The organism is Rubellimicrobium sp. CFH 75288 (assembly GCF_009904055.1).
Classification (GTDB): Bacteria; Pseudomonadota; Alphaproteobacteria; order Rhodobacterales; family Rhodobacteraceae; genus Rubellimicrobium.
In genome coordinates this window covers 560,117-576,497 of sequence record NZ_WYDP01000001.1, presented here as the reverse complement: position 1 = coordinate 576,497, position 16,381 = coordinate 560,117, and the positions used below count along the sequence as shown (strand labels likewise).

Sequence of the window (16,381 nt, the reverse complement as noted above, 5' to 3'; positions counted from 1 at the left end):
GCAGCGCCACAGGGGAGGGCGGCAATGGGACGGACGATCCGACGGGCCATCGCGGCTGCCATGATCTGGGCCGCAGCAGCCGGAGCGGCCGCGGCCGAGACCCTGGCGGATGCGCTCGCCGCCGCCTATCGCAATTCGGGGCTGATCGAGCAGAACCGCGCCCTGTTGCGCGCGGCTGACGAGGACGTGGCCCAGGCCGTCGCCGCGCTGCGGCCGATCCTGAACTGGACCACCAACCTGCAGGCGACCTGGCCCGACCCTTCGCCCTTCGGCAGCACCTATCGGCTGGGCGACGTCGCGCTGACCGCGAATGCGGGGCTTCAGGCAAGCTACACGCTCTGGGACGCCGGCAGCCGCGAACTGGGGGTGGAGGCCCAGAAGGAGATCGTCCTCGCCACGCGGGCCGCGCTCGTCAACGCCGAGCAGCAGGTCCTCTTCCGCGTGGTCCAGGCCTACATGGAGGTGCGGCGCATCTCGGCCTTCGTCGATCTGCGGCAGAACAACCTCCGGCTCATCACGCGGGAATTGCGGGCGGCGCAGGACCGCTTCGAGGTTGGAGAGGTCACGCGCACCGACGTGGCGCTCGCCCAGGCCCGTCTGGCCGCGGCGCAGAGCCAGCTCGCCGCCGAGCAGGGCGCCCTGACACGGGCCGTCGAGGAGTTCCGGGCGGCTGTCGGCCGGGCGCCGGGCACGCTCGCACCGGCACCCCCGGCGCGTCTGCCCGGCTCGCCGGCCGCAGCGAGCGACATCGCGCTGCGGACCCATCCCGCGATCCTTCAGGCCCAGCACGAGGTCGCGGCGGCCGAGATCGCGATCCTGCGCGCGCGCGCGGCGATGCGGCCGACGGTCACGCTCAGCGGACAGGTGCAGATCGATCAGGACTTCAACGAGGGTGCGGCACTGGCGCTGCAGGCGCAGGGGCCGCTCTACCAGGGCGGACGCCTGGCTTCGCAGGTGCGGCAGTTCATGGCCCGCCGCGACGCCGCCCGGGCGCAGCTTCTGCAGACGACCCGCCAGGTGGCGCAGAACGTCGCCAATGCCTATTCGATCCTCGAGGTTGCCCGGGCGGGTCGCCAGGCCTTCGAGGCGCAGGTCCGAGCGGCGCAGGCGGCCTTCGACGGTGTGCGCGAGGAGGCGACGCTCGGCGCGCGCACCACGCTCGACGTGCTGGACGCCGAACAGGAACTGCTTGATGCGCGGGCCAACCTGATTTCGGCCGAGGTGGACGAGACGGTGGCGGGATACCAGATCCTGTCGGCAGCGGGCCTGCTGACCGCGCAGAATCTGGGCCTTGCGGTCCAGATCTACGACCCGACCGCCTATTACAACCTGGTGGACGACGCGCCGACCGCCACCTCCGATCAGGGTCGGGCGCTTGACCGGGTGTTGCAGTCGCTGGGGCGGAACTGAGGGCAGGTGCGTCCGGGCCGCCGCACCTGCCGGCCGATGCGGGACCGGTGATCGGCGCCGTTGCCCGCCCGGCGGGTTCCGGGCTAGGCTCCCTCCGACGGGTCTGCAAGGAGGCTGAAGGGCTGGCCATGACCGATTCCCTCGCGAATGGTCGGCGCGACGAGTTTCTGGCGTCCATCCGGCGACTTGTCGTGGAGCAGTCTCCGGGGGCTGATCCGGGAGGTGCGGCTGCGCCGGCCGACGGTCGGCTCGTCCTGACGCCGGCGCTGCGTGTCGCCCAGCCCGAGGCGGATGCCTCGGGGGCCGCAGACGACCCGCCTCCGCCGGACGAGTGGGACGCCCTTCTGCGCAGCGCGCTGGAGGAGGTATCCGCCAGCGCGGAGCCCGCATCGTCCGGGCCGGAGGAGACGGAGCGCGCTGGCGCACCAGCCGGTCCCGGCAGCGGGGAGGAGCGGAACGAGACCGGTCCTGCCGACGCGTGGGAACCCGATGGCAGCGAGGCGTCGGATCACTGGACGCTGGACCAGCCGCCGCCCGAGCCCCTGTTCCGTCGGCGCACCGTCGGGGGAACAGGTTCGGCTGCGCCCGCACCGGATCGCGAGATGCTCCGGGCCCTCGTGGCCGAGGTGCTGCGCGAGGAGCTGCAGGGGGAGCTGGGGGAGCGGATCACCCGCAACGTGCGCAAGCTCGTGCGGCGGGAGATCCTGCGCGCTCTGGCCGTCGGGGACAGCTGACGCTCAGACGGGCGCCGCGAGCGACTGGACGACATCCAGATCGAGGTGGCGCGCGACATGGTCGGCCAGTCGGTCGAGGGTCGCCTCCACCGTCGCATTCCAGAGCAGCCCGTCATCGGGGGCACCCCATTCGCGCAACATGGCGGCCCGGAATCCGTCGGCCGCAAACAGGCCATGGAGGTAGGTGCCCCGGACGCGCCCGTCGGGGCTCTGTGCGCCCTCGGGCCGGCCATCCGCCTGCAGCCACGGCCGCTCCATGTCCGGTCCGGTCGTCCGGCCCATGTGGATCTCGTAGCCGTCGAGCGTCTCGCCGCTGGAGGGATGGGTCGCGCGGACCAGGCGCAACGTCTTGTCGGGCTCCATCACCGTGATCACGTCCAGAAGACCCAGTCCGTCGGCGGCGCTGCCTGCCGGTCCCTCCACCCCGCGAGGGTCCTCGATCCGCCGTCCGAGCATCTGGAACCCGCCGCAGAGGCCCAGCACGCGCCCGCCCCGGCGCCGATGGGCCAGAAGATCGATGTCCCAGCCCTCCGCCCGGAGCGCGGCGAGGTCCGCGAGCGTGGACTTGGAGCCCGGCAGGATCACGAGGTCGGCATCGCCGGGCAGGGGAAGACCTGGGTTCACGATCACGACCGACACGGCGGCGCTGGCCGCCAGGGGATCGAGGTCGTCGAAATTCGCGATCCGGGGCAGCCGCGGCACGGCAACCTTGACCGGCCCCTCCCGCTGCGGCCCGTGTCCGAGATCGAGGATGTCCTCCGCCGGCAGCCTCCAGGCCTCTGCAAACCAGGGCACGACCCCCAAGCCTGCCCACCCGGTCCGCTCGGCGATCAGCCGGAAGCCGTCGGCGAACAGCGCGGGATCGCCCCGGAACTTGTTGATGACGAAGCCGCGGATCAGGGCGGCATCCGCAGGATCGAGGACCGCCTGCGTGCCCACGACCTGCGCGATCACCCCGCCGCGGTCGATGTCGCCCACGAGGATCACCGGAACTCCGGCGGCACGGGCAAAGCCCATGTTGGCGATGTCGCCGGCCCGGAGGTTCACCTCCGCGGGGCTTCCGGCGCCCTCGACCAGAACGAGGTCGCAGGACCGCGCCAGCCGCCCGAAGCTCTCGAGGACCGGTGCCATCAGACGCGGCTTGAAGGCCGCGTAGTCTCCGGCCCGCAGGCTGGCCACACGCCGGCCCTGCACCACGACCTGAGCGCCCGTCTCGGATTCGGGCTTGAGCAGCACCGGGTTCATGTCCGCGAGGGGGGGCAGGCCGGCCGCGCGGGCCTGAAGCGCCTGGGCCCGCCCGATCTCGCCGCCATCCGCCGTGACGGCGGCGTTGTTCGACATGTTCTGCGGCTTGAAGGGGGCGACGCGCAGGCCACGCCGACGGAACGCGCGCAGCAGACCCGCGACGAGCAGGCTCTTGCCCACGTTGGAGCCTGCACCCTGGATCATCAGGGCGCGCGGCACGGGATCTCCCCCGCCCGAAGGGGCCGGTCAACGATGGAGGGACAGCCGCAGCAGATCAGGCGGCGCGCGCCTTTTCCTCGGCCTCGAGGGCGGCCGCCTCGGCCGCATGACGCCGCTCGCTTTCCTCGCGCGAGAGGGCGACGGAGGTGCGCACCCCCCGCGAGACGAACTCCATGAGCCCCTGGACGACCCGCTCGGTCGGGTCGATACCGGCGCAGGTCAGCACCTCGCGCCCATCCTTGGAGCGCGCCCAGCGGGCGATCTGCTCGGGGCCGTTGCCGTACTTCTTGTCGTCGGCGATGGCGTCATCCAGCGCCGCCAGAACGACGGCCGCGAACAGCTTGCGCGCACGGTTGCCCTGCTCGTTGTTGTACGCGGTCACGTCGATGCCGTCCGTCATGATGCTTCCTTTGCCTAATTCTTGCTCTTGCCCGCCAAGAAGCCCGGCGCACTTATGCAGACCCGACGCCACAGGAGGGTTGTTGTTTCAACATGCCCGCCATGCGCCCCCGACATGGCACAGGGAGATGCCGTCCGCATCCGGTTGCCTTTCCAGGCAGGGGCGCGCGAGATATAGGGGCTTTGCCGCACCGGTCAAGTTCCTGACGCGGCCCCGTCACGGAGTTGCCATGTCGTCCCCTGCCGGCGCCGCCCGTTCCGGCGGCAGCGATGCCGAGATCCTGTCGGCCGAGCGGCGCGCGCTGCTGCTCTCGGCCGTGCGCGAGGCGGCCGCGCAGGCCATCCTGCCGCGCTTCCGCGCCCTCGAACCCTCGCACATCGCCACCAAGAGCGGCCCCGCCGATCTGGTGACGCTCGCCGACACGGAAGCCGAAGCCCTCATCCAGCAGCGCGTCGGCGCCTCCTGGCCCGCGGCGGTCGTCCTGGGCGAGGAATCCGTGGCCGCGAGTCCCGACCTGCGCGAGATCATGGGCACGGCCGATCCCTGCGTCGTCGTCGATCCGGTGGACGGGACCTGGAACTTCGCCAAGGGCCTGGCGGTGTTCGGCGTGCTGCTGGCGGTCCTGCGCCAAGGCCGTCCGGTCTGGGGGCTGCTCTATGATCCGGTCATGGACGACTGGATCGAGGCCCTTCCCGGCCAGCAGACCCGCTTCGTCTCGGCCAGGGGCGTGTCGCAACCGCTGGCCACCTCGTCCGAGATCCGTCCGGGGCGGCTGACGGGCTACATGCCGCTCGGGCTGTTCCGGCGCGAGGACCGGGCGCGGATCGTGGCGGAGTTCCCGGATTTCCTGCGCATCACCTCGCTGCGCTGCGCGGCGCACGAATACCGGATGGTGGCGCAGGGTCATGCCGAGTTCTGCCTGTCCGGCCCCACCCCGCATCCCTGGGACCATGCGGCGGGCGTGCTCGCCGTCGAGGGTGCGGGAGGGGTCGCGCGGTTTCTGGACGGCTCGCCCTACGATGCGCGACGCCGCAAGGGCGTCCTGCTCGCCGCCGGGTCGCAGGCGGCTTGGGAGCATCTGGCCGAGCGCTTCGCCTTTCTGGCCTGACGATCCCCGCGGGGGGGCTGATTCAGCGGCCGGGTCCTGCGATCGAGAGGGGCCAGTCCGGATCGGGCGAGACGCGCGCCTGGCCGGCCCGCAGGTCCGGGGCGGCCCGGTCGAAACGCAGGTGGGCGATGGCGCGACCGTTCCGGGCCGTGAACAGGGTGCCCGCCTCGCGGCCATCGGGGGCGAGCAGGGGCGTTCCCGGCGGAGCCTCCCCCTCGATCAGGACGCGCACGAGCCCCTTGCGCAGCTCGGTCTTGTGGCGCATCCGCGCCGTCACCTCCTGACCCACATAGCAGCCCTTGCGGAAATCCACCCCGTTCAGTCGCTCGAAGCCGGCCTCGAGCGGGTAGGTGTCGGCGGTCAGTTCGATCCCGCTCTCGGGGATGACATGGGCCACCCGGATCGCGTCCCAGTCGGTGCCGTCGTCGCCCTCCTCCTCGCCGTAGAGGCGCCAGCCCAGAGCCGGATGGCGGGGATCGGACAGGGCCCCGGCAGGTGCCGGACCGGTTCCCCGACGCACCCGCAGGCCGGTTGGCGCGATTTCCACATCCGCCCGCAGCTTGTAGAGGGCGAGACGCTGCGCGAGCGGTCCAGCCAGAAAGGCGGCTGCATCGAGAAGGATGCGCTCGCCCGTCTCGTGCAGCAGGAAATCGGCGATCCACTTGCCCTGCGGGGTCAGGAGAGCGGCATAGACGAGGCCGCCGCGGGCCGCGCGGACATCGTTCGTCACGAGGCCCTGCAGGAACGTCTCGCGGTCGGCGCCGGAGACGGACAGGATCGTTCGCTCCATCGGTTCCTCCTGGGACTAGTCGGGGGCGACGAGCGCGCCCGGCACCGCGGTGCCCCGCTCGGCCATGTGGTGCAGACGGGCGTAGAGGCCCCCCCCGGCGATCAGCGCATCATGGGTTCCGGTCTCCACCGCCCGGCCGCGATCGAGCACGACGATGCGGTCTGCCTCGCGCACCGTATGGAGGCGATGGGCGATGACGATCGCCGTGCGACCGGCGGAGAGTGCCCGCAGGGCACCCTGCACGCGCCGCTCGGTGGCGGGGTCGAGGGCGCTCGTGGCCTCGTCGAGCAGCAGGACGGGCGCATCCCTCAGAAGCGCCCGGGCAATGGCCACGCGCTGGCGCTGCCCTCCCGACAGGGCCGAGCCCCGGGGGCCGGCCGGCGTGTCGAGGCCGAGGGGAAGATGGGGCAGGAACTCGGCGACGCCGGAAGCCTCCAGTGCGGCAGCGAGGCGGCTGTCCTCCACCGGCGGGCCGCCAAGAAGGAGGTTGTCGCGGATCGTCTCGTCGAACAGGAGCGCATCCTGCGCGACGACGCTGAACAGGCCGCGCAGGGCAGCCGGATCAAGGGCCGAGACGGGGACCCCGCCGACCAGCACCTCGCCCGCATCGGGCTCGAGAAGACGGCCGAGAAGGGCGAACACCGTGCTCTTTCCGGCGCCCGAGGGCCCCACCAGGGCGGTCGTGCGGCCCGCCGGCGCGGTCAGGCTCAGGCCGTCCAGGACACGATGCCCCCCGAGCTGCAGATGCACGTCGCGCAGGACGATCTCGGGGGCGCCGGGCGGCGGCGGAACCGGGCGGGCCGGCGGCCGCAGGCGCGGGCGCTCCTCGAGGATCGCGCGGATGCGGGCCACGCCGGCGGCGGCCTGGCTCCAGACGCCGGACAGGCCCGCCAGCCTCCGCACGGGCTCGAAGGCCAGGGCCATCGCGGTGAAGAAGGCCATGAACTGGCCCACGGTCTTGGAGCCGTCGGCGATCTGGGCTCCGCCATAGAGGAGCACCGCCACGAAACCCACGCCCGTCATCAGGTCCACGAGCGCGGGGATCGCGGCCCGTCCGGCGGCTCCGCGCACCTCGGCCCGGACGCGCCGAGCGAGAAGGTCGTCGTAGCGGCGCGTCATCCAGCCCTCGATCCCGTTGAGCTTGACCGCCGCCAGCCCGTGAAAGACCTCGTCGAGCCGGGTCGCCATGCGGGCCGCGATCTCGCGCGCGGCGGCGGCGCGGCGCTGGACGAAGCCCTGCGCCAGAGCGGCGGGCAGGGCCAGAAGCGGAAGCCCGACCAGGGCCACGAGCGTCCAGAGCGGGTCCACCGCCACGGCCACCGCGAGAAGCGACACGAGCGCGACCGCGTCGCGCCCCACCCCTGTCAGGACCGTGGCCCAGCTCTGGCTGACGGCCGCCACGTCGCCCTGGACCCGCTCGATCAGGTAACCCGGCGGATGCCGCTGGTGCCAGCCGCCATCGAGCCGCATCAGATGGGCGAGCAGGTCGTGCTGAAGTCGCGCAGCCGTCCGTTCGGTCGCCTGCGCAAGGGTCACGCGCTGGAGGGCGGAGGCGGCAGCGCGCAGCACGAAGATGCCCGCCACGGCCACGGCCACAAGCCCGATCGCCTGCGGCTCTCCGCCAACGAAGACCCTGTCGAAGAGCGGCTCCATGGCTGCGGCGAAAAGGCCCAGCGTCGCGCCCTCGAGCGCCATCAGCAGCATGGCGGCGGCCAGAAGCGCCCGCTCGCGCGACAGGTAGGCGCGCCACAGCCAGCCGAGAAGTCGCCGTTCCGCGCCCCCGGGTGCCGGGATCTCAGCGGCGGCGGTCAAAGCCGGCCTGCGCCGCATCCGCGTCATAGGCGTCGCGGAACCACTCCTCCACCCCGATTCCCGTGCGGTCGCGGGCGGCGGCATAAAGGTCGAGCACGTGATCGAGCACGCCCGTGCGCGATCCCCGCACATGGAGATAGCGCCACGACAGATGCTGCCGGGCCTGCTCCATCGAACCGCCGGACCACAGGACATAGAGGGCCGAGGCGAACCCGGCCCGATCCGCGCCGGACTTGCAGTGCATCAGAAAGGGCCGCTCTGCGCTGCGGAAGGCGTCGAAGAGCGCGAGGACCTGATCGCGCTCGGGCGCCTGGCGGGCCTGCAGGCGGACGGCGATGAGGCGCAGGCCGAGCGCCTCGCAGCTTTCGCGGGCAAAGAGCCAGGGCGGTGCGCCGTTGTCGCCGCGCAGGTTGATGATGGTGCGGATGCCCTGGGCGCTCAGTGCCGCGAAGCGGGCATGGGTGGGATGATTCGAGCGCCACACGCCGGGCGCGATCTCGGCCATGTTGGTCCAGCGATGCCGCAGGAGCGCATGGTCTGCGAGGATGTAGTGCCACCAAGCACGCCGCCGAGCCGCAGGATCCGCCAGGCTCCAGCCCGGGCGTCGGCGGTCACGCCGCAGCCGCGCCAGAAGGCCCCGCGGGGGCCGTCCGTCCGTTTCGTTCGCCATGCTGCCGCCGGTCGCATCCACCGGTCCGACATAGGCGCCGGGCCGGCGTGGAGCAAGCCGGCGGGTCTGGAAGCCCGACGCGCTCCGTCCTATGGCGCAGCCCGTCCCAGCGGAGTGTGTCATGACCGGCGTCCCCTACCGTGCGATACCCGGCCCTTCGGTCATGCCGGAGGCCGTCCTGCGCGCCATGCAGCGCGCCGCCCCCGACATCTATGCCGCCGATCTCGAGGCGCTCGCCCTGTCGCTGGCCGAGCGGTTGCGCCGCGTGGCGCGCAGCTCGGGCGAGGTGGCGATCTGGATCGGCAACGGTCATGCGGCCTGGGAGGCGGCGCTCGCCAATCTGGTCGCGCCTGGCGAGCGGGTGCTCGCCGCCGTCACCGGCCATTTCGGCAGGGGCTGGGCGGCAACGGCCCGGGCGCGCGGTGCAGAGGTGGACATCCTCGACCACGGGCTGGACCGGGCCATCGACCCCCATCGGGTGGAGGAGGCCCTGCGGCGTGACCGCGACCGGCGCATCCGTGCGGTCCTTGCGGTGCAGACCGATACGGCGAGCACGGTGCTGAGCGACCTGCGGGCCGTTCGCGCCGCCATGGATGCCGCAGGACATCCCGCCCTTCTCGTCGCGGATTGCGTGGCCTCTCTGGGTTGCGACCGCTTCGAGATGGATGGCTGGGGCGTGGATGTGGCCCTGTCGGCCTCCCAGAAGGGGTTGATGACGCCGCCCGGCCTGGCTTTCGTGTGGTTCAATGCAAGGGCGGATACGGCGCGCGACCGGCTCGGAGCGGTCTCGCCCTGGTGGGATTGGCGCCCCCGGGCGAGACCGGAGGCGTTCTGGCAGCGCTGGGGCGGCACGGCACCGACCCATCACCTCTGGGCGCTCGATGCGGCTCTGGATCTGATCGAGGCCGAGGGGATCGAACGGGTCTGGGCGCGCCACGAACGGCTGGCCCGAGCGGTCTGGGCGGCCGGCGAGGCCTGGGGCGAGTCCTTGCGGCCCTGTCTGGGCGATCGCGCCATCCGGTCGCACGCCGTCACGGCCTTTGCCATGCCGCCGGGTCAGGCCGATGCCCTGCGCGCCTGGTGCGAGCGCGAGGCGGGGCTCACGCTCGGGATCGGTCTGGGACGGGAACCCGCCTCGGCCCATCTGCGGCTCGCCCATATGGGGCATGTGAACGCCCACATGACGATGGGCGCCCTGGGCTGCATGGAGGCGGGCCTGAGGGCGCTGGGCCTCGATGTGGGGGAGGGCGCCCTGTCGGCGGCCGCGGCGGCGCTCTCCGGCTGACCGGGAGCGGGACCGTCGCGCCGAGCGGATGGCGGGTCGCCCTCACTCGGCCGGCACATGGGCCCAGCGGGCCTCCCGCAGGGGCTCGGCCGTGGCGTGGATGCGTTCGGAGGGGTCGCGGCCCACCACGCGCCGCCGGCGGGCCAGGAAGATCTTGCCCCAGCCCCGCCACGTCCCGATGGACGGGGCGTGCGGATCGCAGGGAAACCGCAGGTGCCAGCCCGCTGGCAGCGGCAGCCCGCAGGCTTCGAGCCGCGACAGCATCCAGACAAGGGGGACGTTGCTCAGCGGACGGCTCGCCGGATGCTCGCCCACATGGCCGCCGACATCCCCGTGGGCACCCGGGAACCAGACCTGCTCGACCACGCCCGGCCGGCCGGGCGGCGAATCCCACAGCACCGGGGCAAAGGCGCAGCGCGTCTCGTGCAGCGCGAGCGCGTGGAAGGCGCGCCTGATGTGCGGACCGATGGCATGGTTGTGGAAGGCGTAGCGCCGCTCGGCCCAGCGCCACAGGACCGGCAGGCGCACGCCGAGGCCAAGCGCCTTCACCGTGTCCCAGCACCCGAGGGCTGCGATCTCCACCTGCTCGTGGCAATGGAGGCGGCGGAATGCCGCAACGGTGCGCCCCGCCGTGCCAAGCCGGTAGTGCCGGTAGGCCAGCCGCACGGCGCGCGCGGTGGCGGCGTCCGCGCGCAGCAGCCCCACATGGTCGATCACCCCCGCCAGGCTGCGCACGGCATAGGCACCCCGCGAATAGCCCATCAGGATGATCCGGTCCCCCGGCCGGTAGCGGCAGGCCAGCCAGCCATAGGCCCGCTCGATCTGGCGGTCGAGGCCGCGTCCGGCGATCACGTCGAGGCAGCCCGCCCAGTCGCGCCACTGGATGCCCGCCTCGTACCAGACCGAGAGGTTGGCCCGGCGCCCCGCCTCGCGCAGGAGCTTGTAGGTCAGGCCCGCATTCGACTCGTGGCCGGGCGCGAGCGAGGACATGGTCCCGTCGAGGATCACCACATGCGTGGCGGGCCCCCGGTGGCGCGCGCGCCTCTCCTTGAGGCGCGGCCGCCGGTCGAACAGCCCGAGGAGGCGATCCACCCGCCCCGACCCGCGCTGTCCCATGCCCGCTTGCGACCGTTCCATGCCGTTCTCCGTCGCCTTCAGCCTCTCACATCCTCCGCCTGTTCCCAAGGAATGTCGCTGCCGCCGGGTTCCCGCGCCGAAACAATCGCCTGCCCGTCGGCCTTTTCCCCGCCCCGGCCATCCGCTATCCCGCAGGCCACCCGCACGAGGAGGGGAGACGGTCATGGACAAGACCTTTGCGGCGGCCGAGGCGGAGGCGCGCATCAGGGACCTGTGGGATCGTGCCGGGGCCTTCCGTGCAGGGGCCGGCGCCCGTCCCGGCGGACAGCCCTTCTCTATGGTGATCCCGCCCCCGAACGTGACGGGCTCGCTCCATATGGGGCACGCCTTCAACAACACGATCCAGGACATTCTCGCGCGCTGGCACCGGATGCGCGGGGACGACGTGCTCTGGCAGCCGGGCACCGACCATGCGGGCATCGCCACCCAGATGGTCGTCGAGCGCGAGCTGGCCCGGACCGGCCGCCGCCGCACCGACATGAGCCGCGAGGAGTTCCTTGCCCTCGTCTGGCAGCAGAAGGAGCGGTCGGGCGGCACGATCCGGGCCCAGCTCGAGCGGCTCGGCTGCTCGTGCGACTGGTCGCGCGAGGCCTTCACGATGGACCCGCACTTCCAGCGCGCGGTGCTCGAGGTCTTCGTGCGCTTCCACGAGGAGGGGCTCATCTTCCGCGGCAAGCGGCTGGTGAACTGGGACCCGCATTTCGAGACCGCGATCTCCGACCTCGAGGTGGAGAACCGCGAGGTGCAGGGCCACATGTGGCACTTCCGCTACCCGCTCGCGGGAGGAGAGACCTACACCTATATCGAGCGCGACGCCGAGGGCCGGGTGATCCGCGAGGAGGTGCGCGACTGGATCTCCATCGCCACGACGCGGCCCGAGACGATGCTGGGCGACGGCGCCGTGGCGGTCCATCCGTCCGATGCGCGCTATGCCCCCCTCGTGGGCAAGTTCTGCGAGATTCCGGTGGGGCCGAAGGAACATCGCCGGCTCATCCCGATCATCGCGGACGAATACCCCGATCCCGCCTTCGGGTCCGGCGCGGTCAAGATCACGGGTGCGCACGACTTCAACGACTACAGGGTGGCCCAGCGTCACGGCATCCCACTCTACGTGCTGATGGACGGCCGGGGGCGCATGCGCAGCGACGGCCTCCCCTACGAGGAGAGCGCGGCCCTCGCCTCCGCCATCGCGCGCGGCGAGCGTCCGGCCGGCGACGTCTCGGCCATCAACCTCGTCCCCGAGGATCTGCGCGGCCTCGACCGGTTCGAGGCGCGCCGCCTCGTCGTTTCGCAGATCGAGGCCGAGGGGCTCTCGGTGATGACCGAGGGGCCGGAGGGGCCGATGCCCCTTGTCGAGTCGAAGGCGATCATGCAGCCCTTCGGGGACCGCTCGGGCGTCGTGATCGAGCCGATGCTGACCGACCAGTGGTTCGTGGACGCCGCCCGGATCGTCGGTCCCGCCATCGAGGCAGTGCGCGACGGGCGCACCCGCATCCTGCCCGAGCGCGACGCCAAGGTGTACTTCCACTGGCTGGAGAACATCGAGCCCTGGTGCATCTCGCGCCAGCTCTGGTGGGGGCACCGGATCCCGGTCTGGTACGGGCTTGACCTCCATCGCGGCACGTTCACGGACGACCAGGGCGACGACGCGCTCGACGAAGTGGAGATCCTTGCCCTTCTGGGTCAGCGCGACTTCGTGGGCGAGACGCCGCGCCACCATGCCGCCGCCGACTTCGAAGCCGTCGCCCGGCGATTTGCCGACGACCTGGCCGGGCTGCCCCACCCGCTCGACCATGCCCGCGTGGTCGAGGTGGAGGACCGCGCCGCGGCCATCCATGCCTTTGCCGAGGGGCTGGCCGCCTACAACCTCAGCCAGGACCCCACCCGCCTCGTCTATCCGGTCTGGCGCGACCCGGACGTGCTCGACACCTGGTTCTCGTCGGGGCTCTGGCCCCTCGGGACGCTCGGCTGGCCCGAGGATACGGAGGAGCTGCGCCGCTACTTCCCGACCTCCGTCCTCGTGACGGGCTTCGACATCCTGTTCTTCTGGGTCGCGCGGATGATGATGATGCAGCTCGCCCTGGTGGGCGAGGTGCCGTTCCGCACGGTCTATGTCCATGCCCTCGTCCGCGACGAGAAGGGCAAGAAGATGTCCAAGTCGCTGGGCAACGTGATCGACCCGATCGAGCTGATCGACAGCTTCGGGGCGGACGCCGTGCGCTTCACGCTCGCCTCCATGGCGGCGATGGGGCGCGACCTGCGCCTGTCGCGCGACCGCGTCGCGGGCTACCGCAACTTCGGCACCAAGCTGTGGAACGCTCACCGCTTCGCCGAGATGAACGGCGTCTTCGCCGCCCTGCGCCCGGACGGCATCCCGCCCGCCACCGCCCCCGTCAACCGCTGGATCCTGGGCGAGACCGCCCGCGTGCGCGAGGCCGTGGACGAGGCGCTTGCCGCCTTCCGCTTCGATGCGGCGGCACAGGCGCTCCACGCCTTTGTCTGGGGGGTGGTCTGCGACTGGTATGTGGAGTTCTCCAAGCCCCTCCTGTCCGGCACGGACGACGGGCTGCGGGCCGAGACGCAGGCGGTGATGGCCTGGGTGCTCGCCCAGTGCCTGAAGCTCCTCCATCCCTTCATGCCCTTCGTCACCGAGGCGCTGTGGCAGGACACCCGTGCTGGGGTGGGGCTTCTCGCCCATGCGCCCTGGCCGGACTTCGCGGCGGCCGACCTGGTGGACCCGGCGGCCGAGGCCGAGCTGCGCTGGGCCATCGCGCTGATCGAAGGGGTGCGCTCGGCGCGCGCGCAGATGAACGTGCCCGCCGGCCTGACCGTCCCGGTCGTCCTGGTGGAGGCGGACGAGGCCGCGCGCGCGGCGCTCGCGCGCAACGAGGCGCTGATCCGGCGGCTGGCCCGGATCGAGGCCCCGCGCCCTGGCGCAGCCCCCCGCGGCTCGGTCACCGTGCCCGTCCCCGGCGCCACCTTCGCGCTGCCGCTCGAGGGGCTGATCGACGTGGCCGCCGAGACCGAGCGGATGCGCAAGGGCCTCCTGAGGGCCGAGAAGGAGGCCGCGGGACTGCGCGGGCGGCTCGGCAATCCGGGGTTCCTGTCCTCCGCTCCGCCCGAGGTGGTGGAGGAGGCGCGCGCCGCGCTGGCCGCGCGCGAGGCCGAGGGCGCGCAGCTTCGCGCCGCGCTCGCCCGGCTCGAGGAACTGGCCTGACGGGACGGGCGCTCAGCCCTCCCCGTAGGGGATCCAGATCGTCTTGACCTCGGTCGCGGCCTCGATGAAGGCGCGGTCGTCGGGCTGCGTCCAGTCGCGCGCGCGCGTCTCGACCCAGGTCCGCTTGAGGTTGCCCGCCGCCAGCCGCTCGATCTCGGCCGGGGAACAGCCGGGCGAGAAGCTCCAGACCGCATCCACGTCCCTGTGCGCGGCCAGCACCGGCCCCAGTTCCGCGTGCGATCCGGTCAGGATGTTGAGCACGCCGCCCGGCAGGTCGGACGTGTCGAGCACCCCGTAGAAGTCCGTTGCTGCGAGCGGGAAGGGCTCGGAGGCGACGGCGACGACCCGGTTGCCCAGCGCGATGGCGGGCGCCGCCGCCGCCACGAGGCCCAGAAGCGGGAAGGCGTCGGCGCAGAGCAGGCCCACATTCCCCACCGGCTCGCGCATGGCGAGGGCGACGCCCCGCAGCGGCACGCCCGCGGCGCGCCCGTCCACCTTGTCGGCCCAGGCGGCCCAGCGGAAGAGCGCACGCACCGCGTGCTCGACCTCGGCCGCCCCGCCCGAGCCCGTCAGCGCGTCCACGCGCGCCGCGAATTCGGCCGCGCGCGCCTGCAGGTTCTCGGCGATGTAGTAGAGGATCTGCGCGCGCGCATGGCCCGTGCTCCGGCTCCAGCCCCGCGCGGCATTCGCGGCTTCGACCGCGTTGCGCACGTCCTTGCGGTTGGCGAGCCCCGCATGACCGAGAAGCGCCCCCTCGGGTCCGTGCACGGCGCGCGAATGGCCTCCGTCGGGCCGGGCCTGCTTGCCGCCCACATAAAGCTTGGCCGTGCGGTCGATCGCGTCGCGGGGCGCTCCCTCCCCCGCAAAGGCCGGGACGGGGCGCAGCGGCTCGCCCGCCTCGCGCGCGGCGCGGGTATAGGCCCCGAGGCCCTCCCAGCCGCCCTCGCGGCCGAACCCGCTCTCGCGCACCCCGCCGAAGGGAGCGGCGGCGTCGAAGAGGTTGGTGGCGTTGACCCAGACCACCCCGGCGGCGAGCCTGGGCGCGATGTCGAGGGCGAGGTTGACGTTCTCGGTCCAGACGCTGGCGGCGAGGCCGTAGCGGGTGTTGTTGGCCAGCTCCACCGCCTCGGCGGGCGTGCGGAACGTGCCCGAGACGAGGACGGGGCCGAAGATCTCCTCCTGCATCAGCGGTGCCGCCGGCGACAGGCCGGTGATGAGCGTGGGGGGATAGAAGCAGCCCGTCGCAGGCAGGGGGACGCGGGCGACGTGGCGCGTCCCCTCCTCGGCCTCGTCCACCATGCGGCGGATGCGCTCGAGCTGGACGGGGTGGACGATGGCGCCCACGTCGATCGCCTTGTCGAGCGGATCGCCCACGCGCAGCCGGTCCATGCGGGCCGCGAGCTTGCGATGGAAGGCGTCGGCCACCCCCTCCTGCACCAGAAGGCGGCTGCCCGCGCAGCAGACCTGGCCCCCGTTGAACCAGATCGCGTCCACCAGCCCCTCGACGGCCGAGTCGAGGTCGGCGTCGTCGAAGACGATGTAGGGCGACTTGCCCCCGAGCTCGAGCGTCAGCGCCTTGCCCGTGCCGGCCGTGGCCTCGCGGATGCGGCGGCCCACCTCGGTGGAGCCGGTGAAGGCGACCTTGTCCACCTCCGCCTCCACGACCATCGCGCCCACCGCGCCGTCGCCCGTCAGCACGTTGAGCACGCCGGGCGGCAGCCCCGCCTCGCGCGAGAGGTCGGCGAAGAGGAGCGCGGTGAGCGGCGTGTACTCGGCGGGCTTGAGCAGCACCGTGTTGCCCATGGCGAGCGCCGGCGCCACCTTCCACGCCAGCATCAGGAGCGGGAAGTTCCAGGGGATCACCTGCCCGCAGACGCCCAGGGGGGCGCGGTCGGGCAGCGCCGTCTCCATCAGTTCGGCCATCCCCGCATGGTGGTAGAAGTGGCGCGCGGCGAGGGGGATGTCGATGTCGCGGCTCTCGCGGATGGGCTTGCCGTTGTCCATCGACTCGAGCACCGCAAAGAGGCGCGAGCGCTTCTGGATCAGGCGCGCCAGCGCATAGAGGACCCGAGCCCGCCCGTGCCCGCCGAGCGCCGCCCAGGGGCCCTGCGCGCGCCGCGCCGCCGCGAGCGCGCGCTCCACGTCGGCCTGCGTGGACTGGGTGACATGGGCCAGCACCTCGTCCGTGGCGGGGCTGCGCGTCTCGAACGTCTCGCCCGGCGGGGCAAAGGCGCCGTCGATGAAGGGGCCGAAGCGCCCCCCGTGCCCGGCGATCCAGGCGCGCGCCTCGCGGCCGCCCTCGGGGGCGGGGCCGTAATCCATGCTCTCGAAGATCTGCTTGATGGTCATGGCGC

General features: G+C 72.6%; 12 protein-coding genes. 5 read left to right on the top strand and 7 right to left on the bottom strand.

Annotation, left to right across the window (positions count from 1 at the left end):
* Positions 1-24 precede the first annotated feature (24 nt).
* Positions 25-1,410 carry a TolC family outer membrane protein gene (locus tag GT358_RS02800; protein WP_166581019.1) on the top strand — a complete coding sequence of 462 codons (1,386 nt, stop codon included), beginning with the start codon at positions 25-27 and terminating at the stop codon, positions 1,408-1,410.
* Between the two features lie 128 nt (positions 1,411-1,538).
* Complete coding sequence (locus tag GT358_RS02795; RefSeq protein ID WP_166580527.1) at positions 1,539-2,144, top strand: hypothetical protein; 606 nt, start codon at positions 1,539-1,541, stop codon at positions 2,142-2,144.
* Between the two features lie 3 nt (positions 2,145-2,147).
* On the opposite strand, the gene GT358_RS02790 is transcribed toward GT358_RS02795, so the two are convergent.
* Both GT358_RS02790 and GT358_RS02785 read right to left on the bottom strand, forming a co-directional pair.
* Positions 2,148-3,608, bottom strand: a complete 1,461-nt coding sequence (locus tag GT358_RS02790) for a cobyric acid synthase (protein ID WP_166581018.1) — start codon at positions 3,606-3,608, stop codon at positions 2,148-2,150.
* Between the two features lie 55 nt (positions 3,609-3,663).
* Positions 3,664-4,008 (bottom strand): DUF6280 family protein, encoded by a 345-nt coding sequence (locus GT358_RS02785; RefSeq protein WP_166581017.1) that lies wholly within the window; start codon positions 4,006-4,008, stop codon positions 3,664-3,666.
* Between the two features lie 229 nt (positions 4,009-4,237).
* Here GT358_RS02785 and GT358_RS02780 point away from each other — a divergent pair, with 229 nt between their 5' ends.
* Positions 4,238-5,116 (top strand): inositol monophosphatase, encoded by an 879-nt coding sequence (locus GT358_RS02780; RefSeq protein WP_166581016.1) that lies wholly within the window; start codon positions 4,238-4,240, stop codon positions 5,114-5,116.
* Between the two features lie 22 nt (positions 5,117-5,138).
* Here the strand turns inward: GT358_RS02780 and GT358_RS02775 are convergent, their stop codons facing one another.
* From GT358_RS02775 to GT358_RS02765, 3 genes are read right to left on the bottom strand one after another with little or no spacing between them, the layout of a single operon-like run.
* Positions 5,139-5,906, bottom strand: a complete 768-nt coding sequence (locus tag GT358_RS02775) for a folate-binding protein YgfZ (RefSeq protein ID WP_166581015.1) — start codon at positions 5,904-5,906, stop codon at positions 5,139-5,141.
* 15 nt (positions 5,907-5,921) lie between these two features.
* Complete coding sequence (locus tag GT358_RS02770) at positions 5,922-7,718, bottom strand: ABC transporter ATP-binding protein (RefSeq protein WP_243730654.1); 1,797 nt, start codon at positions 7,716-7,718, stop codon at positions 5,922-5,924.
* A complete protein-coding gene (locus tag GT358_RS02765) occupies positions 7,702-8,511 on the bottom strand; it encodes a tyrosine-protein phosphatase (protein WP_243730653.1) in 810 nt (269 codons plus the stop codon). Before GT358_RS02765 ends, GT358_RS02770 begins: the two co-directional genes overlap by 17 nt.
* Here GT358_RS02765 and GT358_RS02760 point away from each other — a divergent pair.
* Positions 8,510-9,673 carry an alanine--glyoxylate aminotransferase family protein gene (locus tag GT358_RS02760; RefSeq protein ID WP_166581013.1) on the top strand — a complete coding sequence of 388 codons (1,164 nt, stop codon included), beginning with the start codon at positions 8,510-8,512 and terminating at the stop codon, positions 9,671-9,673. The two genes, GT358_RS02765 and GT358_RS02760, sit on opposite strands and share 2 nt — an antisense overlap.
* A gap of 42 nt (positions 9,674-9,715) precedes the next feature.
* On the opposite strand, the gene GT358_RS02755 is transcribed toward GT358_RS02760, so the two are convergent.
* Positions 9,716-10,810 carry a DUF2235 domain-containing protein gene (locus GT358_RS02755; RefSeq protein WP_243730652.1) on the bottom strand — a complete coding sequence of 365 codons (1,095 nt, stop codon included), beginning with the start codon at positions 10,808-10,810 and terminating at the stop codon, positions 9,716-9,718.
* 163 nt (positions 10,811-10,973) lie between these two features.
* Between GT358_RS02755 and GT358_RS02750 the strand changes: the two genes are divergently transcribed.
* A complete protein-coding gene (locus GT358_RS02750; protein WP_166581012.1) occupies positions 10,974-14,027 on the top strand; it encodes a valine--tRNA ligase in 3,054 nt (1,017 codons plus the stop codon).
* Between the two features lie 12 nt (positions 14,028-14,039).
* Here the strand turns inward: GT358_RS02750 and GT358_RS02745 are convergent, their stop codons facing one another.
* Positions 14,040-16,376 (bottom strand): aldehyde dehydrogenase family protein, encoded by a 2,337-nt coding sequence (locus GT358_RS02745; protein ID WP_166581011.1) that lies wholly within the window; start codon positions 16,374-16,376, stop codon positions 14,040-14,042.
* Positions 16,377-16,381 lie beyond the last annotated feature (5 nt).

Bases quoted from the DNA above. Each gene is read 5' to 3' on its own strand.
- GT358_RS02800 (WP_166581019.1), top strand. From the start codon at position 25: ATGGGACGGACGATCCGACGGGCCATCGCGGCTGCCATGATCTGGGCC.
- GT358_RS02795 (WP_166580527.1), top strand. From the start codon at position 1,539: ATGACCGATTCCCTCGCGAATGGTCGGCGCGACGAGTTTCTGGCGTCC.
- GT358_RS02785 (WP_166581017.1), bottom strand. From the start codon at position 4,008: ATGACGGACGGCATCGACGTGACCGCGTACAACAACGAGCAGGGCAAC.
- GT358_RS02780 (WP_166581016.1), top strand. From the start codon at position 4,238: ATGTCGTCCCCTGCCGGCGCCGCCCGTTCCGGCGGCAGCGATGCCGAG.
- GT358_RS02775 (WP_166581015.1), bottom strand. From the start codon at position 5,906: ATGGAGCGAACGATCCTGTCCGTCTCCGGCGCCGACCGCGAGACGTTC.
- GT358_RS02760 (WP_166581013.1), top strand. From the start codon at position 8,510: ATGACCGGCGTCCCCTACCGTGCGATACCCGGCCCTTCGGTCATGCCG.
- GT358_RS02765 (WP_243730653.1), bottom strand. From the start codon at position 8,511: ATGACACACTCCGCTGGGACGGGCTGCGCCATAGGACGGAGCGCGTCG.
- GT358_RS02755 (WP_243730652.1), bottom strand. From the start codon at position 10,810: ATGGAACGGTCGCAAGCGGGCATGGGACAGCGCGGGTCGGGGCGGGTG.
- GT358_RS02750 (WP_166581012.1), top strand. From the start codon at position 10,974: ATGGACAAGACCTTTGCGGCGGCCGAGGCGGAGGCGCGCATCAGGGAC.
- GT358_RS02745 (WP_166581011.1), bottom strand. From the start codon at position 16,376: ATGACCATCAAGCAGATCTTCGAGAGCATGGATTACGGCCCCGCCCCC.